At 50.0% G+C, this 22,218-nt stretch carries 22 protein-coding genes and 3 pseudogenes; 19 read left to right on the forward strand and 6 right to left on the reverse strand.

Annotated features, from left to right (window positions below; translation table 11 throughout):
* Positions 1-13 precede the first annotated feature (13 nt).
* The 3 genes and pseudogenes from W01_RS02500 to mobA all read left to right on the forward strand — a co-directional run bounded on the left by W01_RS02500 (position 14) and on the right by mobA (position 2,221).
* Positions 14-353 (forward strand): annotated as a pseudogene (locus tag W01_RS02500) (IS200/IS605 family transposase).
* 295 nt (positions 354-648) lie between these two features.
* Complete coding sequence (locus W01_RS02505; protein ID WP_173052055.1) at positions 649-1,386, forward strand: ankyrin repeat domain-containing protein; 738 nt, start codon at positions 649-651, stop codon at positions 1,384-1,386.
* Between the two features lie 157 nt (positions 1,387-1,543).
* The gene (gene mobA / locus W01_RS02510; RefSeq protein WP_173052056.1) at positions 1,544-2,221 is read left to right on the forward strand and encodes a molybdenum cofactor guanylyltransferase MobA; all 678 of its coding nucleotides are present in this window, start codon (positions 1,544-1,546) and stop codon (positions 2,219-2,221) included.
* A gap of 84 nt (positions 2,222-2,305) precedes the next feature.
* On the opposite strand, the pseudogene W01_RS02515 reads toward mobA, so the two are convergent.
* Positions 2,306-3,483 (reverse strand): annotated as a pseudogene (locus tag W01_RS02515) (helix-turn-helix domain-containing protein).
* A 331-nt stretch (positions 3,484-3,814) separates the two neighbouring features.
* Between W01_RS02515 and W01_RS02520 the strand changes: the two are divergent.
* From W01_RS02520 to W01_RS14630, 5 genes and pseudogenes are all read left to right on the forward strand, one after another.
* Positions 3,815-4,612: pseudogene (locus W01_RS02520) on the forward strand (IS5 family transposase).
* A gap of 174 nt (positions 4,613-4,786) precedes the next feature.
* Positions 4,787-5,185, forward strand: coding sequence for a helix-turn-helix domain-containing protein (locus W01_RS02525; protein WP_173052057.1), 399 nt, complete (start codon positions 4,787-4,789; stop codon positions 5,183-5,185).
* Positions 5,186-5,332, forward strand: a complete 147-nt coding sequence (locus tag W01_RS14625; RefSeq protein WP_173055678.1) for a winged helix-turn-helix domain-containing protein — start codon at positions 5,186-5,188, stop codon at positions 5,330-5,332.
* On the forward strand, positions 5,323-5,826 hold the full coding sequence (locus W01_RS02535; protein WP_256380140.1) for an IS630 family transposase: 504 nt from the start codon (positions 5,323-5,325) through the stop codon (positions 5,824-5,826). Before W01_RS14625 ends, W01_RS02535 begins: the two co-directional genes overlap by 10 nt.
* A gap of 509 nt (positions 5,827-6,335) precedes the next feature.
* On the forward strand, positions 6,336-6,539 hold the full coding sequence (locus tag W01_RS14630; RefSeq protein ID WP_198421322.1) for a transposase: 204 nt from the start codon (positions 6,336-6,338) through the stop codon (positions 6,537-6,539).
* A 50-nt stretch (positions 6,540-6,589) separates the two neighbouring features.
* Here the strand turns inward: W01_RS14630 and W01_RS02545 are convergent, their stop codons facing one another.
* Positions 6,590-7,114: a DUF3106 domain-containing protein gene (locus tag W01_RS02545; RefSeq protein ID WP_173052059.1), complete on the reverse strand. Its 525-nt coding sequence runs from the start codon at positions 7,112-7,114 to the stop codon at positions 6,590-6,592.
* Positions 7,115-7,486: 372 nt separating this feature from the next.
* Here W01_RS02545 and ompR point away from each other — a divergent pair, with 372 nt between their 5' ends.
* On the forward strand, positions 7,487-8,206 hold the full coding sequence (ompR, locus tag W01_RS02550) for an osmolarity response regulator transcription factor OmpR (protein WP_173052060.1): 720 nt from the start codon (positions 7,487-7,489) through the stop codon (positions 8,204-8,206).
* Positions 8,203-9,501, forward strand: a complete 1,299-nt coding sequence (locus W01_RS02555) for an ATP-binding protein (RefSeq protein WP_173052061.1) — start codon at positions 8,203-8,205, stop codon at positions 9,499-9,501. The genes ompR and W01_RS02555 overlap by 4 nt, the downstream gene beginning before the upstream one ends.
* 115 nt (positions 9,502-9,616) lie before the next feature.
* Here W01_RS02555 and W01_RS14470 read toward each other — a convergent pair whose 3' ends face one another.
* Positions 9,617-11,398, reverse strand: a complete 1,782-nt coding sequence (locus W01_RS14470; protein ID WP_173052062.1) for a tetratricopeptide repeat protein — start codon at positions 11,396-11,398, stop codon at positions 9,617-9,619.
* 329 nt (positions 11,399-11,727) lie between these two features.
* Complete coding sequence (locus W01_RS02565; RefSeq protein WP_173052063.1) at positions 11,728-11,979, reverse strand: hypothetical protein; 252 nt, start codon at positions 11,977-11,979, stop codon at positions 11,728-11,730.
* Between the two features lie 366 nt (positions 11,980-12,345).
* Between W01_RS02565 and W01_RS02570 the strand changes: the two genes are divergently transcribed.
* The 7 genes from W01_RS02570 to W01_RS02600 all read left to right on the forward strand — a co-directional run bounded on the left by W01_RS02570 (position 12,346) and on the right by W01_RS02600 (position 18,518).
* On the forward strand, positions 12,346-13,545 hold the full coding sequence (locus tag W01_RS02570) for an acetate/propionate family kinase (protein ID WP_173052064.1): 1,200 nt from the start codon (positions 12,346-12,348) through the stop codon (positions 13,543-13,545).
* A gap of 9 nt (positions 13,546-13,554) precedes the next feature.
* Positions 13,555-15,924 carry a phosphoketolase family protein gene (locus W01_RS02575; RefSeq protein WP_173052065.1) on the forward strand — a complete coding sequence of 790 codons (2,370 nt, stop codon included), beginning with the start codon at positions 13,555-13,557 and terminating at the stop codon, positions 15,922-15,924.
* Positions 15,921-16,103 carry a hypothetical protein gene (locus W01_RS02580; RefSeq protein ID WP_173052066.1) on the forward strand — a complete coding sequence of 61 codons (183 nt, stop codon included), beginning with the start codon at positions 15,921-15,923 and terminating at the stop codon, positions 16,101-16,103. Before W01_RS02575 ends, W01_RS02580 begins: the two co-directional genes overlap by 4 nt.
* Complete coding sequence (locus W01_RS02585) at positions 16,093-16,383, forward strand: histidine phosphatase family protein (RefSeq protein ID WP_173052067.1); 291 nt, start codon at positions 16,093-16,095, stop codon at positions 16,381-16,383. The genes W01_RS02580 and W01_RS02585 overlap by 11 nt, the downstream gene beginning before the upstream one ends.
* A 471-nt stretch (positions 16,384-16,854) precedes the next feature.
* Positions 16,855-17,691, forward strand: a complete 837-nt coding sequence (locus tag W01_RS02590; protein ID WP_173052068.1) for a hypothetical protein — start codon at positions 16,855-16,857, stop codon at positions 17,689-17,691.
* A gap of 42 nt (positions 17,692-17,733) precedes the next feature.
* A complete protein-coding gene (locus W01_RS02595; RefSeq protein WP_198421324.1) occupies positions 17,734-17,901 on the forward strand; it encodes a hypothetical protein in 168 nt (55 codons plus the stop codon).
* Positions 17,898-18,518 carry a histidine phosphatase family protein gene (locus W01_RS02600; RefSeq protein ID WP_173052069.1) on the forward strand — a complete coding sequence of 207 codons (621 nt, stop codon included), beginning with the start codon at positions 17,898-17,900 and terminating at the stop codon, positions 18,516-18,518. Before W01_RS02595 ends, W01_RS02600 begins: the two co-directional genes overlap by 4 nt.
* Positions 18,519-18,547: 29 nt before the next feature.
* On the opposite strand, the gene W01_RS02605 is transcribed toward W01_RS02600, so the two are convergent.
* Both W01_RS02605 and W01_RS02610 read right to left on the reverse strand, forming a co-directional pair.
* Positions 18,548-19,351, reverse strand: coding sequence for a sulfite exporter TauE/SafE family protein (locus W01_RS02605; protein ID WP_173052070.1), 804 nt, complete (start codon positions 19,349-19,351; stop codon positions 18,548-18,550).
* A 16-nt stretch (positions 19,352-19,367) separates the two neighbouring features.
* A complete protein-coding gene (locus W01_RS02610; protein WP_173052071.1) occupies positions 19,368-19,571 on the reverse strand; it encodes a hypothetical protein in 204 nt (67 codons plus the stop codon).
* 709 nt (positions 19,572-20,280) lie between these two features.
* Here W01_RS02610 and kdpF point away from each other — a divergent pair.
* Both kdpF and kdpA read left to right on the forward strand, forming a co-directional pair.
* A complete protein-coding gene (gene kdpF, locus W01_RS02615; RefSeq protein ID WP_173052072.1) occupies positions 20,281-20,370 on the forward strand; it encodes a K(+)-transporting ATPase subunit F in 90 nt (29 codons plus the stop codon).
* Position 20,371: 1 nt separating this feature from the next.
* On the forward strand, positions 20,372-22,177 hold the full coding sequence (gene kdpA, locus W01_RS02620) for a potassium-transporting ATPase subunit KdpA (RefSeq protein ID WP_173052073.1): 1,806 nt from the start codon (positions 20,372-20,374) through the stop codon (positions 22,175-22,177).
* Positions 22,178-22,218 lie beyond the last annotated feature (41 nt).

Below are 22,218 nucleotides of genomic sequence, written 5' to 3' on the forward strand. Positions count from 1 at the left end.
CGGCGTAAGCATTGTGGATGAGCGATATACTCATAAGAGTTCCAATGTAACCGTGTTGAGGTATCACTTGGTATTTTCGGCAAAATATCGACGAGCGGTGTTTAACGGCAGGGTTGATGAAGTTTTGAAAGAGGTATGTTGGGAAATTGAGGAGTGCCACCAAATGAAGTTTGGAGATAGGGACAGACAAGGATTATGTCCATTTTTTTGGGTGGTGAATTCTGGACGGATGGTTTTTTTGCAAGCTCGATTGGGAAACATGGCGCGATGAAGCTATATTAGGTAAGTACCTCAAGAGTCAAAGGAATAAGTATCATAAATTACATCTAAACCATGAGCGTGTGCTGCTTTGAGATATCCTGTAGCTTGCTGCGAGGTTGTTTATTTGCGGAATTATACAAAGAGATTTATCATATATTCAGGTACGGCTATTGCACATATTTATTTAAAAAATGGAATAAATATCAATGAATAACCTCTGATACTAGGCATGGTGACAATGAATTTTTAAATACTTTAAAAATTAGGCTTGTTCTCAATGATGCAGATATAAAAATGCTCAAAAATATGTACTAAGTTTTGCAAAATGAGCCACTCATTGGGTAGTTGTCCTTAATATTTAATAATATTTCATCAGGAGATTTTTTCATGGCAATTTTGCCGAAAGTAGTACAAAAACTAGCAGATGAAAATAATCCTCTTTTTGGAAAAGCTAAAGCATTTTTATTAGAGGAAGATGCAGGATCAATTGCTGCAAAAAAAGCCGCTAGTATCGTTCGTTCTGAAGATAATAATGCTCTATTAGCGGTGAAAGATAATGATGCTCTGATGGTGGCGACATGGGATAACGATTTAGAGGGGATGGAGTGCGCAATTAAACAGGGTGCAGATTTGAATGTTCGTGATTTTCTGGGTAAAACGCCCTTACATTATGTTGCAAGTATAGCCGCAGCTAAGGTGTTAATCGATGGTGGAGCTGACCTTAATATTATGGATAATAATAATCGAACTCCATTATTCGAGGTTGATGATCCCAATATTGCCATATTTTTAATTGATTGCGGTGCCAGTTTCAATTTGAAAGATAAGGATAGTTTTACGCCTTTACATTTATGGGTTAACCATCCAGAAGTCGCCCAACGTTTGTTGGTTGCGGGTGCAAACCCAAATATTCAGCTGGCACGTGGAGGTACATTATCAAGAGGAGGGATTTATAAAAAGGGGAATACCGCGTTACATTGTGCTAACAATCTAGAGACAGCAAAAATTTTAATTGAACATGGCGCAGACATCACGATTAAGAATAAATATGGATTACTTGCTGAGGAAACAACTACGGCTGAGACTCAAGAATTTATTAAATCTATCAGTCTGAATAAGCAGTAACCAAGCATTATTTGCAAGACGCCCGGGTTCACTTCTCGGTGGATTGATGGTTTTTATCAGAATGAAATCTTGTGCAAATAATATTTGCATGTCCCCCAATTGAAATACGTTATTAAAAAATATCATTTATGGCATTGGCACTAGATAGTAGGATGACATGAGAGCTTCTCAAATTAAATTTGAGGAGTTCATTGAGTCAGTACAGCCCGCAATAACCACTGTAATTCTGGCAGGGGGATTGGGTACTCGTATCGGTGGTGCAAAGGGTTTGCAATCTTTGCATGGACGAGCGTTAATTGACTGGGTATTAGATTCGATTAGCAGCCAAAGTGAAGAGGTTTTAATTAATGCGAATGGTGTGCACGATGATTATTTGTACTTTGGTTATCCTGTCATTGCCGATCAGACCCCGAATTGGGTAGGACCGCTTGCTGGATTGCAGTCCGCTCTACGACTTGCACGTCATGATTGGGTTGCGAGCGTTCCTTGCGACACACCATTCCTGCCAGTTGATTTGATCGCCCGGTTATATAAAGCAGTTAGCGCAATAACTACGGTAGAGGCCGCAGTGGCAGTCGTTGCTGGAAAGCGGCAGCCTACTATTGCTCTTTATCATAAGAACGTACTTCCTAAACTTGATGTTTATCTAAATTCAGGCGGGCGTAAAGTAAATAGTTGGCTAGAAACCTTACATTTAAGCGAAGTAGTATTAGATGATGCAATTGCATTTACTAACATTAATACACTAGATGATTTGGCACATGCTAACCAGATTGCAGTAAACGTATACGTAAAGGATGCAATTGAGACATTAATAATTAAGAAAGAAAATTAGAATTAGAGAAATCAGCTGTCAACGCTAAATAGAAATGTCCGGTTTTGTGCAAAGTAGAAATGTCCGATTTTCCTGTTTTTTTTGCTACGTCGTAGCGCGTTGCCCGTTGTGGGCGGACTTGCCGACGGGCCTGTTTCTCCAGGGATGATTCGGTGCGGGTTTGTGTCCCGTGTTGCGTCGCGCCACTGCTTAGCCATTTGTGCATTGACCGATTTTCCGTCTGCTACGGGTGACTGTTGCTGCGGTTTGTCCATCACGCCATAGGTCAGTTTGCGCTTCTTCCAGAGCAGTTCTTGGCTTCCGTCAAAGTACTCGTGTATCGTACCCTTGTGCTCCCTGCAATCCCAGCCCTGTCCCGGTGGTGGCGACTTGTAGCAGCTGGTTTTCATGCGGGCAAGATAGGTTTTTCGAAAGCGTTTTTGCCACATGAACTGACAGGGTGCGCAGCAAGGAGGCCCGTGTGCCTGGATAGGCCAAATGCGCGTCAAACGTGTCTTTGGATACGACTGCAAAACGCCTGTTGAAGTCCTTGATGTAGCCTGGCAACCAAGTGTTTGCGCTGTCCATGTCGTTGATGCCCGCCAGTCGCATTTCCTTGATCAGCCTGTCTTGTAAAGTCTGATTAACGCGCTCCACACGCCCTTTGGCTTGCGGGCTGTGAGCGTGAATACATTCCGTGCCGCCCGCGAAAATTGTGTTTCGGCCTCAGGATCGGCCTCTTTGGCGTTGATGCGGAAGATGCTGTGTTTGTCGCTGTAGAGCGCCACAGGCAGTCCGTGCGCCAGAATGTGGTCGTGCAGCACATGCATATAGCCCAGCGTGGTTTCGGTCGGCGCAAAGCGCAACTGTGTTAATCGTCCGGTGGCATCGTCAATGAATACCAGCAACGTGCAATCTGCGCCACCTTTCTTGGGGCGCCAATAGCCCGCTTGGATCATCATCTGGCGCGTACTCTCGACAGAGAGCTTAATGCCATGCAACTCGGCAAGTTTTTCGCAAGCCAGTGTCGGCACGACATCCCGGTAGTGCGTGCCGATGAGATCAATGACTTGAGCGCGAATGGCTTCATCCAGCCGCCGGTTTGAGGCCCTGCCGCGCTTCTTGCTGACCAACCCCGCCAAGCCCGCCGTCTGATAACGTTTGGTCAGGCGGCACACTTGGCGGGTAGTGATACCCAGTCGCTTCGACGCCTCTTGTTGGCTGATTTTATCCTCTTTCAACAGCTCCAATACCTGTGCTTGTTTCACTTCTCGTTGGCTCATGAGCTTGTCCATTTTCAATATATCCGTCACTGTTATTAACAGGGGTAAGTTTAATCACCAGCGGACATTTCTATTTGGGAGAAAGCGGACATTACTACTTTGCGCTAACAAATTAGAGAAATCAGGTGTGAAATTGCTTGGTTGGATGAAAAAATTTAGACGTACCCGTACGTATCTTTGAGCTAGGGCAGCGCTGAATAATTCACCTCGCCATAGACACCGGGGTGAGTTTTGTGATTGTGTCGAAAATCAGGTAATGAATCGGTGATGGTGAAAACATTGGTTCTAAGAACGTGTTTACGATCTAAGGAACCTCCCTTAAACTATAGGTATGAGAGAGAAGAAATACGCCAGCGACATCAGTCGGGAAAAATTTGCGGAGATAGGGCCACTGCTGGCCAGCGTGCGTCGACGTACCAAGCCACGACGGTGGACTTGTACGAGGTGTTCTGTGCGGTGTTGTATGTGCTGCGCACGGGCTGCCAGTGGAGATTTCTGCCCAGTGAGTTTCCGAAATGGCAGACGGTGTATGCCTACTTTGCCAAGTGGAGCAAGCCCGACGAGCACGATATCAGCGTGCTGGAGCGGGCTTTAAAAAAATCAGGTTGGCGCGGCCCGCGAGAAACAGGTGCGCAGCGCCATGCCCACACTATTGATTGTAGACGCGCAGAGCGTGAAGAACACGGACACAGCCGGGAGCAAGGGCTATGACGCGGGCAAGAAAGTCTCAGGCATCAAGCGCCACATTGCAGTGGACACGCAGGGGTTGCCCCATGCCGTTGCCGTCACCACTGCCGAAGTAACGGATCGCAAAGGTGCACTACAGGCGATGCGCCATTGCAAGGCGAATCTGAGCAAGATTCAAAGCGTGTTGGCCGATAGCGGTTATATGGGCCAGCCCTTCGCGCAAGACGTGCAGGAGATACTGGGCCAGGCTGTCACGGTGCAGATTGCCAGGCGCAGTGAACTGCACAAGTTCGCGGTGATCCCCAAGCGCTGAGTGGTGGAGCGCAGCTTTGCCTGGGTGGAGAAGAATAGGAGGCTGTGGAAGAACTGCGAGCGAAAGCTCAACATCAGCCTGCAGTTTATCCACCTTGCATTTCTGGGGCTGCTGCTTAGAAGATCGTAAACACGTTCTAAGTTGGTCATCGTGAACTTGATACAGTGTTACCAAGTTGGTGTAATCCGGGCGCCATCCAGCGCCGAGTAATGTCGAGTCGTTCGGATCAAAATTTAAATTGCAATTCAATTTATACATCAATAGTGCAATAATTACCTCACTGAAAAACTGAGGAGGTAATTCATGTCACGGCTACCGCGAGGCCAGGATGTACTTGCTATCGCACTCCAAGCCATTGCTTCAGCGACGACGATTGAACCGTTACGACAAGCACAGGCAGTGGTCTTGCCCCTTCAATACGGCATGAGTCTGGAGCAAACAGCACAGGTCATCGGATTGTCCAAAGGTTGGGCGTGCCGTTTGCGCAACCAGTTCATTGCGGGTGGAGCCATAGGCGATAAAGGCAAGTCCGTGCGCGGAGGGCGATACAGAGAACACTTCACCCCTGAGCGCGAAGCCGAACTGCTCAAACCGTTCCTGGAGCCTGCCCGTATGGGCGGTATTTTGGTGGTCAGCCAGATCAAGCCCCAACTCGAAATAGCGCTGGGGCGGAAGATGGCGCTGTCATCGGTGTACAAATGACTGCATCGGCACAACTGGCGCAAACTCGCACCTGACAAAAGGCATCCGCAAAGCAATCCTGTAGCCCAGGCAGACTGGGAAAAAAACTCCCCGAAACGCTCGCCGAAATCCGCCAGGACTGAGCAAGAAACGAACCGATCCGACTGATGCTTCAAGACGAGGCGCGTTTTGGGCGCATCAACGACGTACGTCGGTGTTGGGCTCCCAAGCCCGTACGACCACTATGCCAAGCGATGCTGACCCACGAGTACACCTACGCCTACGCGGCAGTGGAGACCCAAAGTGGGGAGCTCGATTCTTTGATCTTGCCATACGTCAATACCGACTGCATGCAGCTGTTTCTCGATGAGGTGAGCGCGCGCCACCCCAGCGACAAAATCGTAATGGTGCTCGATGGCGCCGGCTGGCACGCCAGTCGGTTACTCAAACCACCACAGAGCATGAAACTGTTACCTTTGCCACCTTATGCGCCTGAGCTCAATCCCGTCGAACATGTGTGGGATGAATTGCGTGAGAAGCGCTTCCATCACCGCGTCTTCGATAGTCTTGATGCACTGGAGGATCAGCTCGAAGTGGCCCTGCATACCTTCGAACAATGCGCCAATGGTCAAGTCCATTGTGGCTTGGGAATGGATTATTAATGCTTTATTGAATTAAAAATGGAATAATTTGCAGAATTGCTATCCAATAAATTTGAAGAACGATTCCACTTTAGTCTCCATAATCCTAGTTGTTTTAGCAACCGATCTTATTGTTAACGCAGTAGCGTCTATGAGAATGATTATGAAAGAGAGTTGTAAATAAAGTGCTTGTGCCAACGCATAATATGTAACTGCTTGTTACTGTATAAAGATATAAAAATACAAATAATTATTTAATATACAGTATGTTATATGAACATTCTGCATAAAATCATCATGCAGCGTTACGGTAACTTGGCGGTATGAATCTCTTTTAGTTGAATTCCCCGCTGCTTGCAGCCTAAGCTTTACGGACGAGCAAATATATCGATAAAAATCACAACATAACAGTGTTGATGTACCACTCGGCATTTCCGGCACAGTATCGACAAGCAGTGTTTGACGATAGTATTGATGAGATTTTGAAAGAGTTATGTTTGAAAATTGAGGAATGCTACTAACTGAAATTTTTGGAGATAGGGTCGGACAAGGATTATGTCCATTTTTTGGTTCAGTGGGTACCGACTTACACTGTGATCAAGATAGTGAGGATGTTGAAAAGCATAATGACACGAAAGATATTCAGATATTGCTCACTTGAACTATCAATTTGCGCTGTTTTGAGATACCCCGCAGTTTGCTGCAGGGTTGTTCATTGCGATCATGTTGGTTAAGTTTCAGATGGTCTACCCAGGTTAAGCAACATAAACTACGGAAGCATGGGCTAGTAAGACAAACACTTCTGGCGCGATATATCAAGTTTTAACTGTTCGCGTTCTTCCGACGACATGTTATCCCAGCGCTCATGCATTTTTTTTCGTTGAGCTTCACGTTCAGTCGGTGACATTTTTTGCCAGTGTTCTTTCATCTTTTCGCGCATTTTATAGCGTTCATCAGGAGGCATTTTTTCCCAATGTTCATGCATTTTCTTACGTTTTTCAGCGCGCTGTTCCGCTGTCATAGTTTCCCATCTCTTATGCAATCCGCCCTCAAGCTTATTAGAAGGCATGTTTTGCCACTTCTTGTTTATCTCCCGATGTTCTTCGGTGCGTTGCTCAGGTGTTTTATTTTTCCATTCCTTAAGAATTTTCTCACGGGCTTTGATCTGATCTTCAGATAATTCATTTTGCATTTGCTCGATACGAACAGCCTGTGCAGTATCGTCAACCGGTTCAACTGCTAACACAGGCATGGCGACACAAATCCCAACACAAGTTGCGAAAAAATTTTTAAACAAGTTTATAGCCACGGATATTCTCAATTAAGTGGATCGCAGACGTATTACGGATACAAGAATTCTTCATGATCAAGTTGTATATGTGATTTAGCTAACGAAAACTCTAGTGTTGACGAATATGTTGGTGTGCATAATTGTATGTATATTTTTAATATTCATCTGGCCTGAAAATTATTGCTACCAATTTATTGGTACATTAACAACTGTCTTATATGAGTTGTAACCAGAGAATATCTTTAGCGTTTCACACAAAATAAATCATACGATTCAACTGTAAGAGAAATATTTTTCCCAAGGACAGAATTGTAACAATTTGTTTCAACCAAGGCGCAGCTGCACAATTCTTTACAGTTCAAACTTGAAGTTAGCTTTATGATGCCTGCCATGGATAACATACAACGAATTTTGATTATTGACGATGACTCTCGCCTACGCTCATTGTTGCTCCGCTATTTGGGTGAACAAGGCTTTGCGGTGAAAGCGGTCGTTGATGGTAGCGAGATGGATAAGGCCTTAGCGCTAAACCGTTATCATCTTTTGGTGCTGGATTTGATGTTGCCCAATGAAGACGGACTGTCTATTTTGCGGCGTCTGCGCGGAGCAGGAGAAAATGTTCCGGTGATTCTACTCACAGCCAAGGGCGACGAAATAGATCGCATCATCGGATTGGAAATGGGAGCGGACGATTATCTTCCCAAGCCGTTTAATCCACGCGAACTGGTGGCACGTATTCATGCAGTGTTGCGTCGCAAAGGAACACAGCCGATTGGCGCACCGCAAACCGAAGAAAAAATAGTCACATTCGGCGTTTGTGAATTAAATTTGGCGACACGTGCGTTGAGCAAAGCGGGTAAAGCAATCACGCTCACGACCGGCGAATTTGCATTGCTCAAGGTACTAGTCACCCATCCTCGTCATCCTTTATCGCGCGACAAACTCATGGATCTGGCGCGTGGTCGCAACCATGATCCATTCGACCGCGCTATAGATGTGCAAATTTCTCGATTACGTAAACTCATTGAAGAGGATCTTGCACATCCCCGTTTCATTCAAACGGTTTGGGGGCATGGGTATGTGTTTGTACCAGATGGAATTAAACCTTGATTAACTTGCCAAAAACGTTGTTGGCACGTGCTTTTCTACTCATCATGGTGCTGATCATACTGTCTTTAACAGCCGCTCTGGCAATTTTCAATCAAGTTGAACGTGAACCGCATGCACAGCAAATGGCACAGTTGGTTGTGTCGGTGATCAATCTCACACGCGCTGCCGTGCTGTCCGCCGCCCCGGAATGGCGCTCTGCGCTACTCGACGAATTGGCGGATGTAGAAAGATTGCGTGTACAAATGGCAGACAAAAGTGATGTGCTCAAACCCTTGCCAGCCCATCCTCTTGAATTGCATTTGATGATGAAAAAAGTGCGCGAGAGCTTAGGTAAAAATACCCGCTTTGCTGCGGAACATAATGGTATGGAAGCTTTGTGGGTAAGTTTCTTCATTGGCAATGAAGAATTTTGGGTGGCATTACCCAAAGAACACATCGAACATCCGGTATCGCAAGTATTATTGATATGGGGCAGCTTAGTTTTTGGCCTGGCCTTGCTCGGCGCTTACTTCATTGCGCGTCAGGTGGCGTATCCCTTACAGCAACTTGCACAAGCGGCACAAAAAGTAGGCCAGGGTGCGACTCTGCAGCCGTTACCAGAACGAGGCGCGCATGAAATTGTCGCGGTAACACGTGCCTTTAATCAGATGTCCGCCGATCTCACCGCCAATGAACGTGAACGCGCGTTGGTGTTGGCAGGCATTTCGCATGACCTGCGTACTCCTTTAACGCGTGTGCGACTGGCAGCTGAGTTTATCGCCGAGGAATCCCTGCGCGAGGGACTTGCCGCTGATGTTGAGCAGATGAATGCAGTCATTCAGCAATTCCTTGACTATGCGCGCCTGGATGAAGATGAAGTCGTTATCCAGCTGAATATAAAATCACTTGTGCGCGAAGTTGCGGAGCGATTTAAACAGCAAGCGGAATCGCTTACGCTCGAACTGCATGATGTGCCTATGCTGCAAGTCAGACCATTGCTATTGAAACGTGCGCTCTCCAACCTGCTGGATAATGCTATCAAACATGGTGGCGGCAAGATTACTTTGCAGCTCAAACAGGAAGGAAACCAAGTCAATCTAACGATAACGGATCGTGGTATTGGTATTCCTGCTGCGCAACACGAAGCGATCAAGCGACCGTTCGCCCGATTGGAAACCTCACGCAGCAATGTCACCGGAACAGGATTAGGATTGGCAATTGTTGAGCGTGCGGCACGCTTGCATGGAGGCGAATTTCATTTGAGAGATAGTGCAGAAGGTGGATTGGTGGCCCAACTAATTTTGCCGTGCGTTTAATGTTCTCTCAAATCATATAAAAATTTGCTTGATAAAATATCAAGTCGATCATTATGCGGAACACTTCCACTGTATCAGCCCGATTTTTTTAGACTGCACCGGACTGATATGAATTTTAGTCGCATACTTTAAAGTTTTTTTGCTGGCAATCATTTGCCATCTTCTGTGCTTTTGCGATTTGCTGTAGTGTCATTTGCTTTGCAACGATGTCGCGACTCTTCACGGCATCCCCATACCCCAACGCTGCACTAAGATTGAACCACATGTGTGCACGAACATAATCCAGTGCAACACCTTTCCCTTCCTCATACATTTCGCCTAGATTGTATTGCGCATGCGCATTTTCTTGCATCGCTGCTAAGCGATACCATCTTACTGCTTCAGCGTAATCTTGCGGGACGCCTTGTCCTACCTTATAACTCACGCCGAGGTTGAATTGCGCTTCCGCTTGTCCTTGGGCTGCTGCTAAACGCCACCACTTGGCTGCTTGTGTAGAGTCCTGCGCAACACCTTGCCCTTTATCATACATATAACCAAGATTGAATTGCGCCAGATAATCTCCCTGCGCCGCAGCCAGACGATACCATTTGGCAGCTTCAAGGTAGTCTTGCGAAACGTTTTGCCCCCTGTAATACATCAAACCGAGGTTGTTTTGCGCCTGTGCATTACCTTGCGCTGCGGCTAACCGATACCACCTGACAGCTTCAGCGTAATCTTGCGGGACGCCTTGTCCTTTCATATAGCTCACGCCAAGGTTAAATTGTGCTTCTGCTTGCCCTTGTGCTGCTGCCAGGCGCCACCATTTGAATGCTTCCGTATAGTCCTGCACAAGACCTTGCCCGTTGACATACTTCAAGCCAAGATTGTATTGCGCATTCGCATCTCCTTGTGCTGCAGCCAGGCGATACCATTTCACTGCTTCTGCGTAGTCCTGAACAACGTCTTTTCCTTTGTCATACAAATAGCCAAGATTGAATTGCGCATTCGCGTTCCCCTGCGCTGCAGCCAGACGGTACCATTTCACTGTTTCTGCGTAGTCCTGTGCAACACCTTGCCCATTTGCATACTTCAAACCAAGCTCGTATTGAGCATTCACATTCCCTTGTGCTGCAGCCAGACGATACCATTTCACTGCTTCTGAGTAGTCCTGTGCAATACCTTGCCCGTTGGCATACTTCAAGCCAAGATTGAATTGCGCATTCACATTTCCCTGTGCTGCTGCTAAGCGATACCACCTGACTGCTTCAGCATATTCTTGCGGGACACCTCGTCCTTCGTCATACGTCACGCCAAGGTTGTATTGTGCCAGCGCATCTCCCTGCGCCGCGGCTAAACGCCACCATTTGAATGCTTCCGTGTAATCCTGCGCAACGCCTTGTCCGTTGGCATAACTCAAGCCAAGATTATATTGTGCATCTGCGTTCCCCTGCGCTGCAGCCAGACGGTACCACTTCACGGCATCTGCATAGTCTTGCGCAACACCTTGTCCGTTTTTATACCGATGACCGAGATTTATTTGCGCCCTCACATCTCCATGCGCTGCTGCTAATCGATACCATTTCACTGCTTCTGCGTGATCCTGGGAAATACCTATCCCTTTCTCATACATCAAGCCGAGATCGTATTCCGCATTCGCATTCCCCTGTCTTGCTGCTAATCGATACCATTTAATTGCTTCTGCGTAGTCCTGCGAAACGCCTATCCCTTTGTTATACATATAACCAAGATTAAATTGCGCTTCCGCTTTTCCATACGCTGCAGCTAGACGGTACCACTTCACCGCATTTATGTAGTCACTGCGCTTATACGCAGCCAGGCCATCTTCGAATGGAGACGCCCACGCTGTACCAACATTCAACAGTAGCGCAGTAAATATACAGAACAGCAGTTGTTTCATTGGGCACCTCATTGTGCAATAGCGAATGGTGGCTCAGATCAGGAGGTTTGCACCTGTATAGCTATCGGCATTGATTGGCCGTAATAACCAGACGCTCGATATTGAAAATATTTTTTCATGGTATTACCTATGATCGAGTGTAGTACGACATTATTTTTTGAACTTAAGTAACTGTTGGCCCGGATGACTATTTGATGGATACATGAAGTAACAGCGAGCTGGAAGGTAACTGGGGATTAGGTATCTTCAGATTTTATAGATGAAATAGAAATGCAAAATTACAAAGGGACTGCTAAGTTTGCGGCCCTTTTGTGCTCTATGCCCTTCAATTATTTGACAGCAGCGTCTTTTTCACATTTTTTCAAAAAGCTGTTCTTAGCTGCGCCGACCAATTTTTTCTCGGTGGCTTGAATACCGCAAGCGGTAAGTGCAAGATCCTTGTTACACTTCTTTAAGAAACTGTTCTTGGCGGCGCCAGCCAGTTTCTTTTCGACAGCCTTGGCATCACAGCTGCTGTCAGCAGCGAACGTTAGGTCGACGGCAAACATACCCAATACAGCAACAATCACGATCTTCTTCATTGACGGTCTCCTCAGGTTGTTGAGTTTATGCACAGGATTAATCATGGACTTACAACGTTACCGGAACATGACAGGCATAACAAGAGGCAGATTGTCGCGCCGCAAGCCCAGAATACCAAAGTGTGCTTTATCGAACATACAATATTTTGTGCGTAATGAATAATTCAAGAGTGCGTAAAAACTCGTAACCCGAATACTAAAAAATTGCGTTGGGACGACCAGCGACCTTGGAACAAAAACACATTGCGCGATTGATCCCGCGTTTTTCCACCCATCGCCCAATACGCGAATACGCTGAACAACACTGACGAATAGAGATCCCTTGCAGCCTAGTGTTCAAATTACGGAGTGAAGAAAGAGTCATCTATGAAGCCACTTAACCCATACATCCTGACGATCAATGGCGGCTCATCAAGCATCAAATTCGCGCTGTACCAGGTTGGCAAAACACTGGAGCGGGGACTTTCTGGAAGCATAGATCGCATCGGCTTGAGCGGGACCAATCTGACATTCAATTGCCTGGCCACCAATCATCGGGACAGCAGACCCTTCGCCACTTCCGATCACAAATCGGCGGCTCATTTCCTGATTGATTGGCTTGAAGAACAGAATAGTTTCAAATGGGTTCGAGCGATCGGACACCGGGTGGTTCATGGCATGCAACACACTATGCCCGAGTTAGTGACGCAAGATCTGTTGGATGAACTGCATTCCATCAGGCCCTATGACCCGGATCATCTTCCCTGCGAGATCGAATTGATCGAAGCGTTTCGCCAGCGTTATCCGAAGCTACCGCAGTTGGTCTGCTTCGATACGGCGTTTCATTGCGACATGCCGCGCGTGGCTAAGCTGCTTCCGATCCCACGCCGCTACGAGACGAAAGGAGTTCAACGTTACGGTTTCCACGGTTTGTCCTACGCCTATCTCATGGAAGAACTCGCGCGGCTCCGTGACCCGGCTGCAACGACTGGCCGGGTGATCCTCGCGCATCTCGGAAATGGTGCCAGCATGGCCGCTGTGCGCGACGGCAAAAGCATAGACACCAGCATGGGGTTCACGCCGACGGCAGGATTTCCCATGAGCACTCGCTCCGGCGATCTGGACCCAGGACTGGTGAGCTACCTGGCGCACACTGAGCAAATGACCGCGGCGCAATTTCACCAGATGGTGAACCACGAGTCAGGGCTGCTCGGGGTGTCGGAGATCAGTTCCGATATTCGAGACTTGCTCGAGCAAGAAGCCAGTGACGTCCGGGCGGCGGAAGCTTTAGCACTTTTTTGCTATCAGGCAAAAAAATGGATTGGCTCCTTCACTGCCGCGCTCGGTGGATTGGACACACTCGTTTTCGCAGGAGGCATTGGCGAAAATGCACCGCTCATTCGGGAGAGGATCTGTGACGGCCTCGGCTTTCTTGGCATCGAACTAAATCGGGAACGCAATGCGGAACATGCCCAACTAATTTCCTCGGACGCTGGTCGCGTCAAGGTGCGAGTCATCCGCACCGACGAAGCACTCATGATCGCCAGGTCTGTTACTCAGGTTATCGATCTCACTTCAATTCGTTAAATTTATATCATGAAAATCAATACACTCACGTCGGAACTACTTCACAAGATGGATGCATATTGGCGGGCAGCTAATTATTTGTCGGTGGGTCAGATTTACCTGTACGACAATCCACTTCTAAAGACACCGTTGAAGCTCGAGCATGTGAAGCCGCGGCTGCTGGGCCACTGGGGCACCACGCCGGGCTTGAATTTCATCTATGTTCATCTGAACCGGATCATCATGCAGTACGACCTTGATATGATCTACGTTACCGGCCCCGGCCACGGCGGGCCGAGTCTGGTGGCCAACACCTATCTGGAGGGTAGTTACAGCGAGCTGTACCCGAACGTTTCGCAGGACGAGCCGGGAATGAAAAAACTGTTCACACAATTTTCCTTTCCCGGCGGTATCCCCAGCCACGTTGCCCCCGAAATCCCCGGCTCCATCAACGAAGGCGGCGAGCTCGGTTATTCGCTGGCGCACGCGTATGGCGCCGCGTTCGACAATCCCGATCTGCTGGTGACCTGTGTCGTGGGCGACGGCGAGGCCGAAACCGGCCCCCTCGCGACGAGTTGGCATTCGAACAAATTCTTGAACCCGGTTCACGATGGCGCAGTACTGCCCATACTGCATTTGAATGGCCACAAGATTGCCGGTCCCACGGTGCTAGGGCGCATTTCGCACGAGGAGCTCGAGGCGCTTTTCCGCGGTTACGGGTACACGCCGCATTTCGTCGAGGGCGACGACCCAGCGGAAATGCATCAGTTGATGGCGGCCACCCTCGACGCGATCGTTGCCGATATCCAGGAGATCCAACGCGACGCCCGAAAGTACGGGTTCAGGCAGCGGCCGCGCTGGCCCATGATCATCCTGCGGTCGCCGAAGGGCTGGACGGGTCCAAAAGTCGTCGACGGCATAGCGGTCGAAGGGACATTTCGCGCACACCAGGTGCCGATTGCAGAACTCGCGACGAAGCCCGAGCACCTGAAAGTGCTCGAACAGTGGATGAAGAGTTATCGCCCGGAAGAGTTATTCGACGCGAACGGCAGGCTGATTGCGGAGCTCGCTGAACTGGCGCCCACGGGCGCGCGGCGGATGGGCACGAACCCGCATGCAAACGGAGGCCTGCTGCTTTGCGATCTGACTATGCCGGACTTTCGCGACTACGCGGTCGAGGTCGCGAAGCCCGGTGTCGTGGAAGTTGAGTCCACGTGCGTCCAGGGAGGGTTCATTCGCGATGTGCTGCAACTCAACGCAGATTCGCGCAACTTCCGCATCTTCAGCCCCGATGAAACCAGCTCCAACCGCTGGGGCGCCGTGTTCGAAGTGACGAATCGCTGCTCGACCGCGGAAATCGTTCCCGGCGACGACCACGTTGCACCCGATGGCCGGGTGATGGAGATGTTGTCCGAGCACCAGTGCGAAGGCTGGCTCGAAGGTTATCTGCTGACCGGCCGGCACGGTTTTTTCTCATGCTACGAGGCGTTCATCCACATAATCGATTCGATGTTTAACCAGCACGCGAAGTGGCTCGATGTAGCGGGTTCCATTCCATGGCGGCGGCCGATTGCTTCGCTGAATTATCTGCTTTCATCGCACGTATGGCGGCAGGACCACAATGGATTCAGCCACCAGGACCCCGGCTTCATCGATCTTGTGACGAACAAGAAAGCGAGCGTCGTCCGCGTGTATTTGCCGCCCGATGCCAACACCCTGTTATCGGTGACCGACCATTGCCTGCGCAGCCGCAATTACGTCAACGTCATCATTGCCGGCAAGCAGCCGGCGCTGCAATGGCTGGACATGGATGCCGCCATCAGACATTGCACCGCCGGGGCCGGGATCTGGAATTGGGCCAGCAATGACGAAGGCGGGGACCCGGACGTAGTGATGGCGTGCTGCGGGGACGTGCCTACGCTCGAGACACTGGCTGCGGTCGAGGTTCTGCGGGAGCATTTTCCGGAGCTGAAGATTCGCGTCGTCAACGTGGTGGACCTGATGAAGCTTCAGTCGAAGAGCGAGCATCCCCACGGGCTGAGCGACGAGGACTTCGATGCTCTGTTTACTCGGGACAAGCCCATCATCTTCGCTTTTCATGGTTATCCGTGGCTGATCCATCGCTTGACTTATCGCCGGACCAACCATGACAACATCCATGTCCGCGGTTACAAGGAAGAGGGCACTATCACCACCCCCTTCGACATGACGGTGTTAAACGATCTGGACCGCTTCCACCTCGTGATGGACACCATCGACCGCCTGCCGCAGACCGGCGACAGGGGTATTTACCTGAAACAGCAGCTCAAAGGTAAGCTGATCGAGCACAAGCAATATATCGACAAGCACGGGCAGGACATGCCGGAAATCCGGAACTGGAAGTGGGGCAGCCCCAAATGAATACGCAAGCACTTATAGAGTGCCGGGAGGACGCTGGTCGCCAGCGACAATGGACTGCCTGGCAATGGATGATAGTTGCTCAAGCTGCAATAAATGATTTGCCTGGTTGTGGATTCCCTCAAACCGAGGAGGCGCGGTGCGTCTATCGGGAGTTGATTGTGCAGGCGCATGAAAACTAATACACCCACTTCTCTGCGCCTGTATCTCATTCGGCACGGAGAAACCGAGTGGTCACTCTCCGGTCGGCACACCGGCCGCACGGATATTTCGTTGACCCAGAACGGAGAGAACGAGGCGCGTGAACTTGGCAAGTGCCTCCGGGACATCCCGTTTGCACATGTGCTGACCAGCCCGCTCAAGCGCGCACTGCAAACCTGTGAGTCGCGACAGGCTGGCCGGCTAAGTGCGCAACCGCACAGTACGAATCTTGACCAGTGCCTATACTTACACTTTTGTTAAGCCACATCGTCGACAGCACAGCGTTCATTGTTGCCGAAACCGCTTGGCGAGGAATAAGAAATAGGATTCTTTGCCATTGAAAAAGGAGCAGTAACATCAAACTTACGCCGGTGCCGCCCTATGGATCGGTCACCAGTAATTAACAATAACTCTCTTTACTAACACTCTTTTTGAAAGGATCACGCCATGAACTTCACACTCAAACCAATTGCGGTTGCAATACTTGTTGCAACGACTCAGCTCACTGGCGTGGCAAATGCACAGGCCCCGGAACCGCTCTCCGAGTCTGTCGCCCTGCCTGCGTTGACGGCGACCAACACGCCAATCCCAGTCAAGGCGCCAGAAGCCTGGATTATCTACGATGACATAACTTACACGCCGGTTGTTGATGCCGTCAGCCGGCATCTCGATGCCGCACGCAAGGCCTTCGACGCGAAGGACAACAAGAAGGCCGCCGCAGAAATGCACGCCGTGGCTAATGAATTGAAACTGCAGGCCGCTCGCGCCGACAAGGAGGGCAGGTCGCAGGTTGACGCAGACAAAGCGATCATGGCAGCTGACACAAAGTTTGCACAGGATATTGCCAAGCGCATGAATGCCAGTGCGCTGAAAGTTAGTTCAGCCGCCAAAGCCATCGAGAGCGGCAAGATAACGAAGAGGGCGGATCTGGACAAGGCAATCGACAAAGCCACGCGTGCCGACATGGAGCATCGCTGGCTGTTAGCCGACGTGACCACTTGGTACCCGGTAAGTGAGGAGCCGCAACGTCACTTCACGAACGCGGTTGAGGCTTATGCCAAGAAGGACTACAAGGCTGCCGCTGCCGATATCCACAAAGCGACCAGCTACTTGCGCCTTGAGGCTGGTCGCGCTATCGGAGAGACCAAACAGGAACTCGAAAGCTCGGTTGTGCAACTCGACACGCTCGCCGCTTCGGTCGAAAAAGGTGCGGTGAAGGAGGTGCAATCGATAACAAATGTTTTTGCGAAAGCCAACCACGCACTCGCCCTGGAACACCGATCCAAGGCAGTTGAATCATGGTTGCGTAAGGAGTACAACAAGACTGGCTATGAACTCAAGGCCGCCGCTCATGGGTTAGAAAGCGCCGCGGGCTGGGTTGGTGGCGAAGTGAAGGCGGGTGCGTCAGCGACGGTGGCGGATACCCGAGCCCTTGGCGACAAGCTTGCCTCCGGCGCCACTTGGACGCGAGACGAGGTCGCCAAGGGTTTCGAATCACTGGGCAACAGCATCAATGCACTGGGCGATAAAATCGGCAGCACCAAGAAGGCATCGCCTGCAGGCCTATGAGGCATACCTGAGTGCAACGAGCACAAAATTGGCACCGTGTATGTGGTGCCAGCCAATGACAAGGAGAACGCCCGGCTAATTGTTTCAGAGATTATTCTCGATACGTTTAAGTCTCTCAAAGTGAGCTATCCAAAGGTGGATGCTAAACGCCAGCAGGATTTGCTGTCGATCCGCCCACAATTAATGAAGGAAAAGCCGGGTGACAAATGAGTTCAAAAATTTGGCATGTAAAAACTAGCACACCTAACTCCCTGCGCCTGTACCTCATTCGGCATGGCGAAACCGAGTGGTCTCTCTCCGGTCGGCACACTGGTCGCACGGATATTCCGTTGACCCAGAACGGAGAGAGCGAGGCGCGTGAACTTGGCAAACGCCTCTGGGACATTCCGTTTGCACATGTGTTGACCAGCCCGCTCAAGCGCGCACTACAAACCTGTGAGTTGGTCGGATTGGATAAAGTCCCGGAAATAGAAACTGATCTTGCTGAATGGGACTATGGTGATTACGAAGGACAGCGCTCTGCGGATATCCACAAGGAGCGGCCAGACTGGAATATTTATCGGGACGGTTGTCCTCGGGGTGAAATGCCCGAACAAATTTCCGATCGTGTTGATCGGCTCATCGCCCGTCTGCGCAAGCTGGACGGAAATATCGCACTCTTTTCGCACGGCCAGGTCGGCGGTGTCCTGGCCGTAAGGTGGATCAGATTAGCGGTGGCCGAAGCGCAGCATTTCACGCTCGGCACAGCCTCGCTCAGTATTTTTTCCTTCGACCCCCACCACCCTGGTGTGCCGGTTATCGCATTGTGGAATGCGGTCTCCCACTAAATATCAAGCATGCTCGTCTCCGAAATTAATTAATGGGCATGCTTGAAAGTTTTTACCGCTGAGATCAGCAAAATAACACCAAGAAAGCTTATTAAAACACGGGGGGGCACTATTCCTAGCAGCAGCCCACCTATACCAGCTCCAAGAATTGATCCAGCCACCATCCAACGAAACAAGAGACGCTCCTGGCGCAGCACTGTAAAGGCATTCGAACTGCTATAGCGAGCAAAACCAACGATCATGGTGGGTAGGCTGACCACCAGGGAAAGACTTCCAGCCAGTTTGATATCAATTCCGTATAGCAATACGATGGTAGGTATCAGCAATTCACCCCCTGCTACACCCAAGAGAGCCGCAACCATACCGATACCGAGTCCGGCCGCTAAGCCTACGATGAAACGAATAGGGCCAGTTTCAATGAGTGGGGTAGCTCCATTGTTGAATCCAAATATAGCCTCAGATAGCATCAACAAAGCCAATCCAATCAGTAATACCATGATAATTCGATTTAGCAATTGACGCGACATCCTGATAGCGTGCCCTGCCGCCCACCATGCTCCAATGAGGCTGCCCGCCAGAAGATTCAAGACGACATCTATATGCGGAACCAATTGATCGAAAGGAATTGTCTCTGCTCGAAAGATTAAAGCAGCGGCTACCACAACCAAGCTAACAGCCTTGTTGAGAATGACTGCCTCCAAGGAGGGGAGATGGAATAATCCTACCAGCACGGGCAATCGAAACTCTGCCCCGCCCAGACCGATCAATCCGCCCAGGGTGCCAATCATAGCGCCAGCAAGAAAGCCCCATCCGGCGCGTGTACGTGGGCTCATGATAATTTACTTAAACTTATTTGCCGGGGGTTTCGTTTGGTAGAACGAAATCATATAGGGCGTCAATATCATCGCCAGAGTTAGTTTTTTTGAAGGTAGCCATGATTTCGTCTAGCGCAAATTTTAGATCGGAAGCGGCTGCAACTGTGATTTGTTTAGCATTGGAGGACAGGGAGAATAAGAGCGACAAAACAAACACTAATGACTTAATAAATTTCATCGAAAATTCCTTCAAGGGATTAGAAAACGCTTTTTTCAGGCTTCGTTATTTAGCAAACTAAACAACGAATAATATATCATAGCCGTTATAGCGTTACCAAGCGCCCTTTCCAGACCGTCTTCGAAGCCATAGAGTATTTGTAATAAAGCAATCACCCTGTTGATTTTGGTTCGAATTTAATAAACTCAGCCACGAATTCCTGCACGAAAATAATAATTTATGAGATGAGTCGTCCATGAACATTTAAGTAAGTTTATAGACAGCCCATGCTAAAGAATGTCCAATTTGCACAATTTCAGTGACCATCGCCCAGCCCTATTAATTTTCCCAGGATCCCGACCCCGCCGGTATACCACCCTCCAAATCTTTGGATAGCACCTGCTTGGCCTGCGGCCATATCATGCCAAACAACTCGCTGCTTAACCTGTAGAACTCCACTATAGCCAATCGATCTCAGTTCCCACGGGTGTGGAAAGGCTCGGTAAATCACTATCTTGGCATGCACTCGGACAATATCAATTTTTACATTTCCTTTATGCCTGGCACGCAAATCTTTACATAATTTTTATATCGCTTTCTCTAATATGCTCATCATCAAAATAGCCTGGACGGGAGTGATGATGGACATTGTCTTTATTGGTGCAATCGTGATGTTTCTACTGGTGACCTGTGCGTTCGCTGTGGGTTGCGCCAAGCTGGAGGAACGTCAATGAACACGTTTTATGTTATCGGCGCGGCCGTGGCAACTGGCTTGCTGGTGTATCTGGTGGTGGCATTATTGAAAGCGGAGGATTTGTAAAATGACTACGCAATCGTTCCTTTTGCTCGTCGCGTTTCTGGCGGTGTTGTTGGCGCTGGCCTATCCGATGGGTCTCTACTTGGCTAAGGTCGGGGATGGTACACCGATCCCCGGTCTGGGCTGGATGGTCAAGGTGGAAAACTTTCTTTATCGACTCTCTGGCATCACCGCAGATTCAGCGATGGGCTGGAAAACCTATGCCATAGCGCTGCTCGTGTTCAACGCGCTGGGCGCCATAGCCGTTTACACAGTGCAGCGTTTGCAAGCCTGGCTACCACTCAACCCGCAAGCGCTTGCCAATGTCAGCCCGGATTCCGCATTCAACACCGCGATCAGCTTTGTCAGCAATACCAACTGGCAGGGGTATGGCGGCGAATCCACGATGAGTTACCTGACTCAGATGCTGGTGTTGACCGGGCAGAACTTCTTCTCGGCAGCGACCGGGATGGCGGTCGCATTTGCGCTGATTCGTGGTTTTTCATCGCGTTCGATCAAAACCATCGGCAATTTCTGGATCGACATCACACGCTCGACGCTGTATGTGCTGCTGCCTTTGTCGATAATCTTTGCCGTGTTTCTGATGGGGCAGGGCGTGATCCAGAATTTTTCTGCCTACAAGGATGTCACACTGCTCGATCCGGTCACGTACACACAGCCCAAGAGTGGCCCGGACGGCCAGCCACTGAAGGATGCTAAAGGCAATCCGGTGCTGGAAACCTTGACCGCGAAGACGCAAACACTGGCCATGGGTCCGGTTGCATCGCAGGAGGCGATCAAGTTGCTCGGAACCAACGGCGGCGGCTTCTTTAATGCCAACTCGACACATCCTTACGAGAATCCGACACCGCTGTCCAACTTCTTCCAAATGTTATCGATTTTCCTGATTCCCACCGGAATGTGCTTTGCATTCGGCCGTATGGTGGGAGATATACGGCAAGGGTGGGCCGTGCTGGGCGCGATGACGGCGATATTTATGGTGATGACAGTCGTCGTGCTGATCGCGGAGCAGCAAGCCCACCCGGCGCTCCACGCGCTCGGCGTCGATCAGGCAGCCAGTGCACTGCAACCGGGTGGCAACATGGAGGGCAAGGAAACGCGCTTTGGTATTAGCGCATCGGCCTTGTTTGCTGCGGTCACGACGGCAGCCTCATGTGGCGCGGTGAACGCGATGCATGATTCCTTCATGCCGCTCGGCGGGATGGTGCCGTTGGTGCTCATGCAGTTCGGCGAAGTGATATTCGGGGGCGTCGGTTCCGGTTTGTATGGCATGCTGATTTTTGCGATTCTGGCGGTGTTCATTGCCGGCTTGATGATCGGCCGCACACCGGAATATCTCGGCAAGAAAATCCAGTCGTTCGAGATGAAAATGACGTCGATCGCGATTTTGGTGACACCGGTATTGGTGCTGAGCGGTACTGCGATTGCCGTCATGCTCGACCCCGGCAGGGCCGGCATCGCCAATCCCGGCGTGCACGGCTTTTCCGAAATCCTGTATGCATTCAGCTCGGCAGCCAACAACAACGGCAGCGCGTTCGCCGGTTTGTCGGCCAATACGCCGTTCTACAACATCATGTTGGCAACCGCAATGTGGTTCGGCCGCTTTGCAATGATCGTGTCGATCCTGGCGGTGGCCGGTTCGCTGGCAGCCAAGAAGCGCCTTGAAGTCACCGCTGGCACGATGCCGACGCATGGTCCCTTGTTCGTTGCATTGCTGGTTGGCGTAGTGGTGCTGGTGGGCATCCTGAACTATGTACCGGCGCTTGCTCTTGGGCCAATTGTCGAACACCTGCAACTTTTCGTACATTAATGAGGACACCTGCCATGCATATGCCAGAATCCAGGACGGCG

The sequence above is a fragment of the Candidatus Nitrotoga sp. AM1P genome (genome assembly GCF_013168275.1).
Taxonomy (GTDB): domain Bacteria; phylum Pseudomonadota; class Gammaproteobacteria; order Burkholderiales; family Gallionellaceae; genus Nitrotoga.

Coding starts and splice junctions, on each gene's coding strand:
- W01_RS02505 (WP_173052055.1), top strand. CDS start 649: ATGGCAATTTTGCCGAAAGTAGTACAAAAACTAGCAGATGAAAATAAT.
- mobA (WP_173052056.1), top strand. CDS start 1,544: ATGAGAGCTTCTCAAATTAAATTTGAGGAGTTCATTGAGTCAGTACAG.
- W01_RS02525 (WP_173052057.1), top strand. CDS start 4,787: ATGTCACGGCTACCGCGAGGCCAGGATGTACTTGCTATCGCACTCCAA.
- ompR (WP_173052060.1), top strand. CDS start 7,487: ATGGATAACATACAACGAATTTTGATTATTGACGATGACTCTCGCCTA.
- W01_RS14470 (WP_173052062.1), bottom strand. CDS start 11,398: ATGAAACAACTGCTGTTCTGTATATTTACTGCGCTACTGTTGAATGTT.
- W01_RS02565 (WP_173052063.1), bottom strand. CDS start 11,979: ATGAAGAAGATCGTGATTGTTGCTGTATTGGGTATGTTTGCCGTCGAC.
- W01_RS02570 (WP_173052064.1), top strand. CDS start 12,346: ATGAAGCCACTTAACCCATACATCCTGACGATCAATGGCGGCTCATCA.
- W01_RS02575 (WP_173052065.1), top strand. CDS start 13,555: ATGAAAATCAATACACTCACGTCGGAACTACTTCACAAGATGGATGCA.
- W01_RS02580 (WP_173052066.1), top strand. CDS start 15,921: ATGAATACGCAAGCACTTATAGAGTGCCGGGAGGACGCTGGTCGCCAG.
- W01_RS02585 (WP_173052067.1), top strand. CDS start 16,093: ATGAAAACTAATACACCCACTTCTCTGCGCCTGTATCTCATTCGGCAC.
- W01_RS02600 (WP_173052069.1), top strand. CDS start 17,898: ATGAGTTCAAAAATTTGGCATGTAAAAACTAGCACACCTAACTCCCTG.
- W01_RS02605 (WP_173052070.1), bottom strand. CDS start 19,351: ATGAGCCCACGTACACGCGCCGGATGGGGCTTTCTTGCTGGCGCTATG.
- W01_RS02610 (WP_173052071.1), bottom strand. CDS start 19,571: ATGAAATTTATTAAGTCATTAGTGTTTGTTTTGTCGCTCTTATTCTCC.
- kdpF (WP_173052072.1), top strand. CDS start 20,281: ATGAACACGTTTTATGTTATCGGCGCGGCCGTGGCAACTGGCTTGCTG.
- kdpA (WP_173052073.1), top strand. CDS start 20,372: ATGACTACGCAATCGTTCCTTTTGCTCGTCGCGTTTCTGGCGGTGTTG.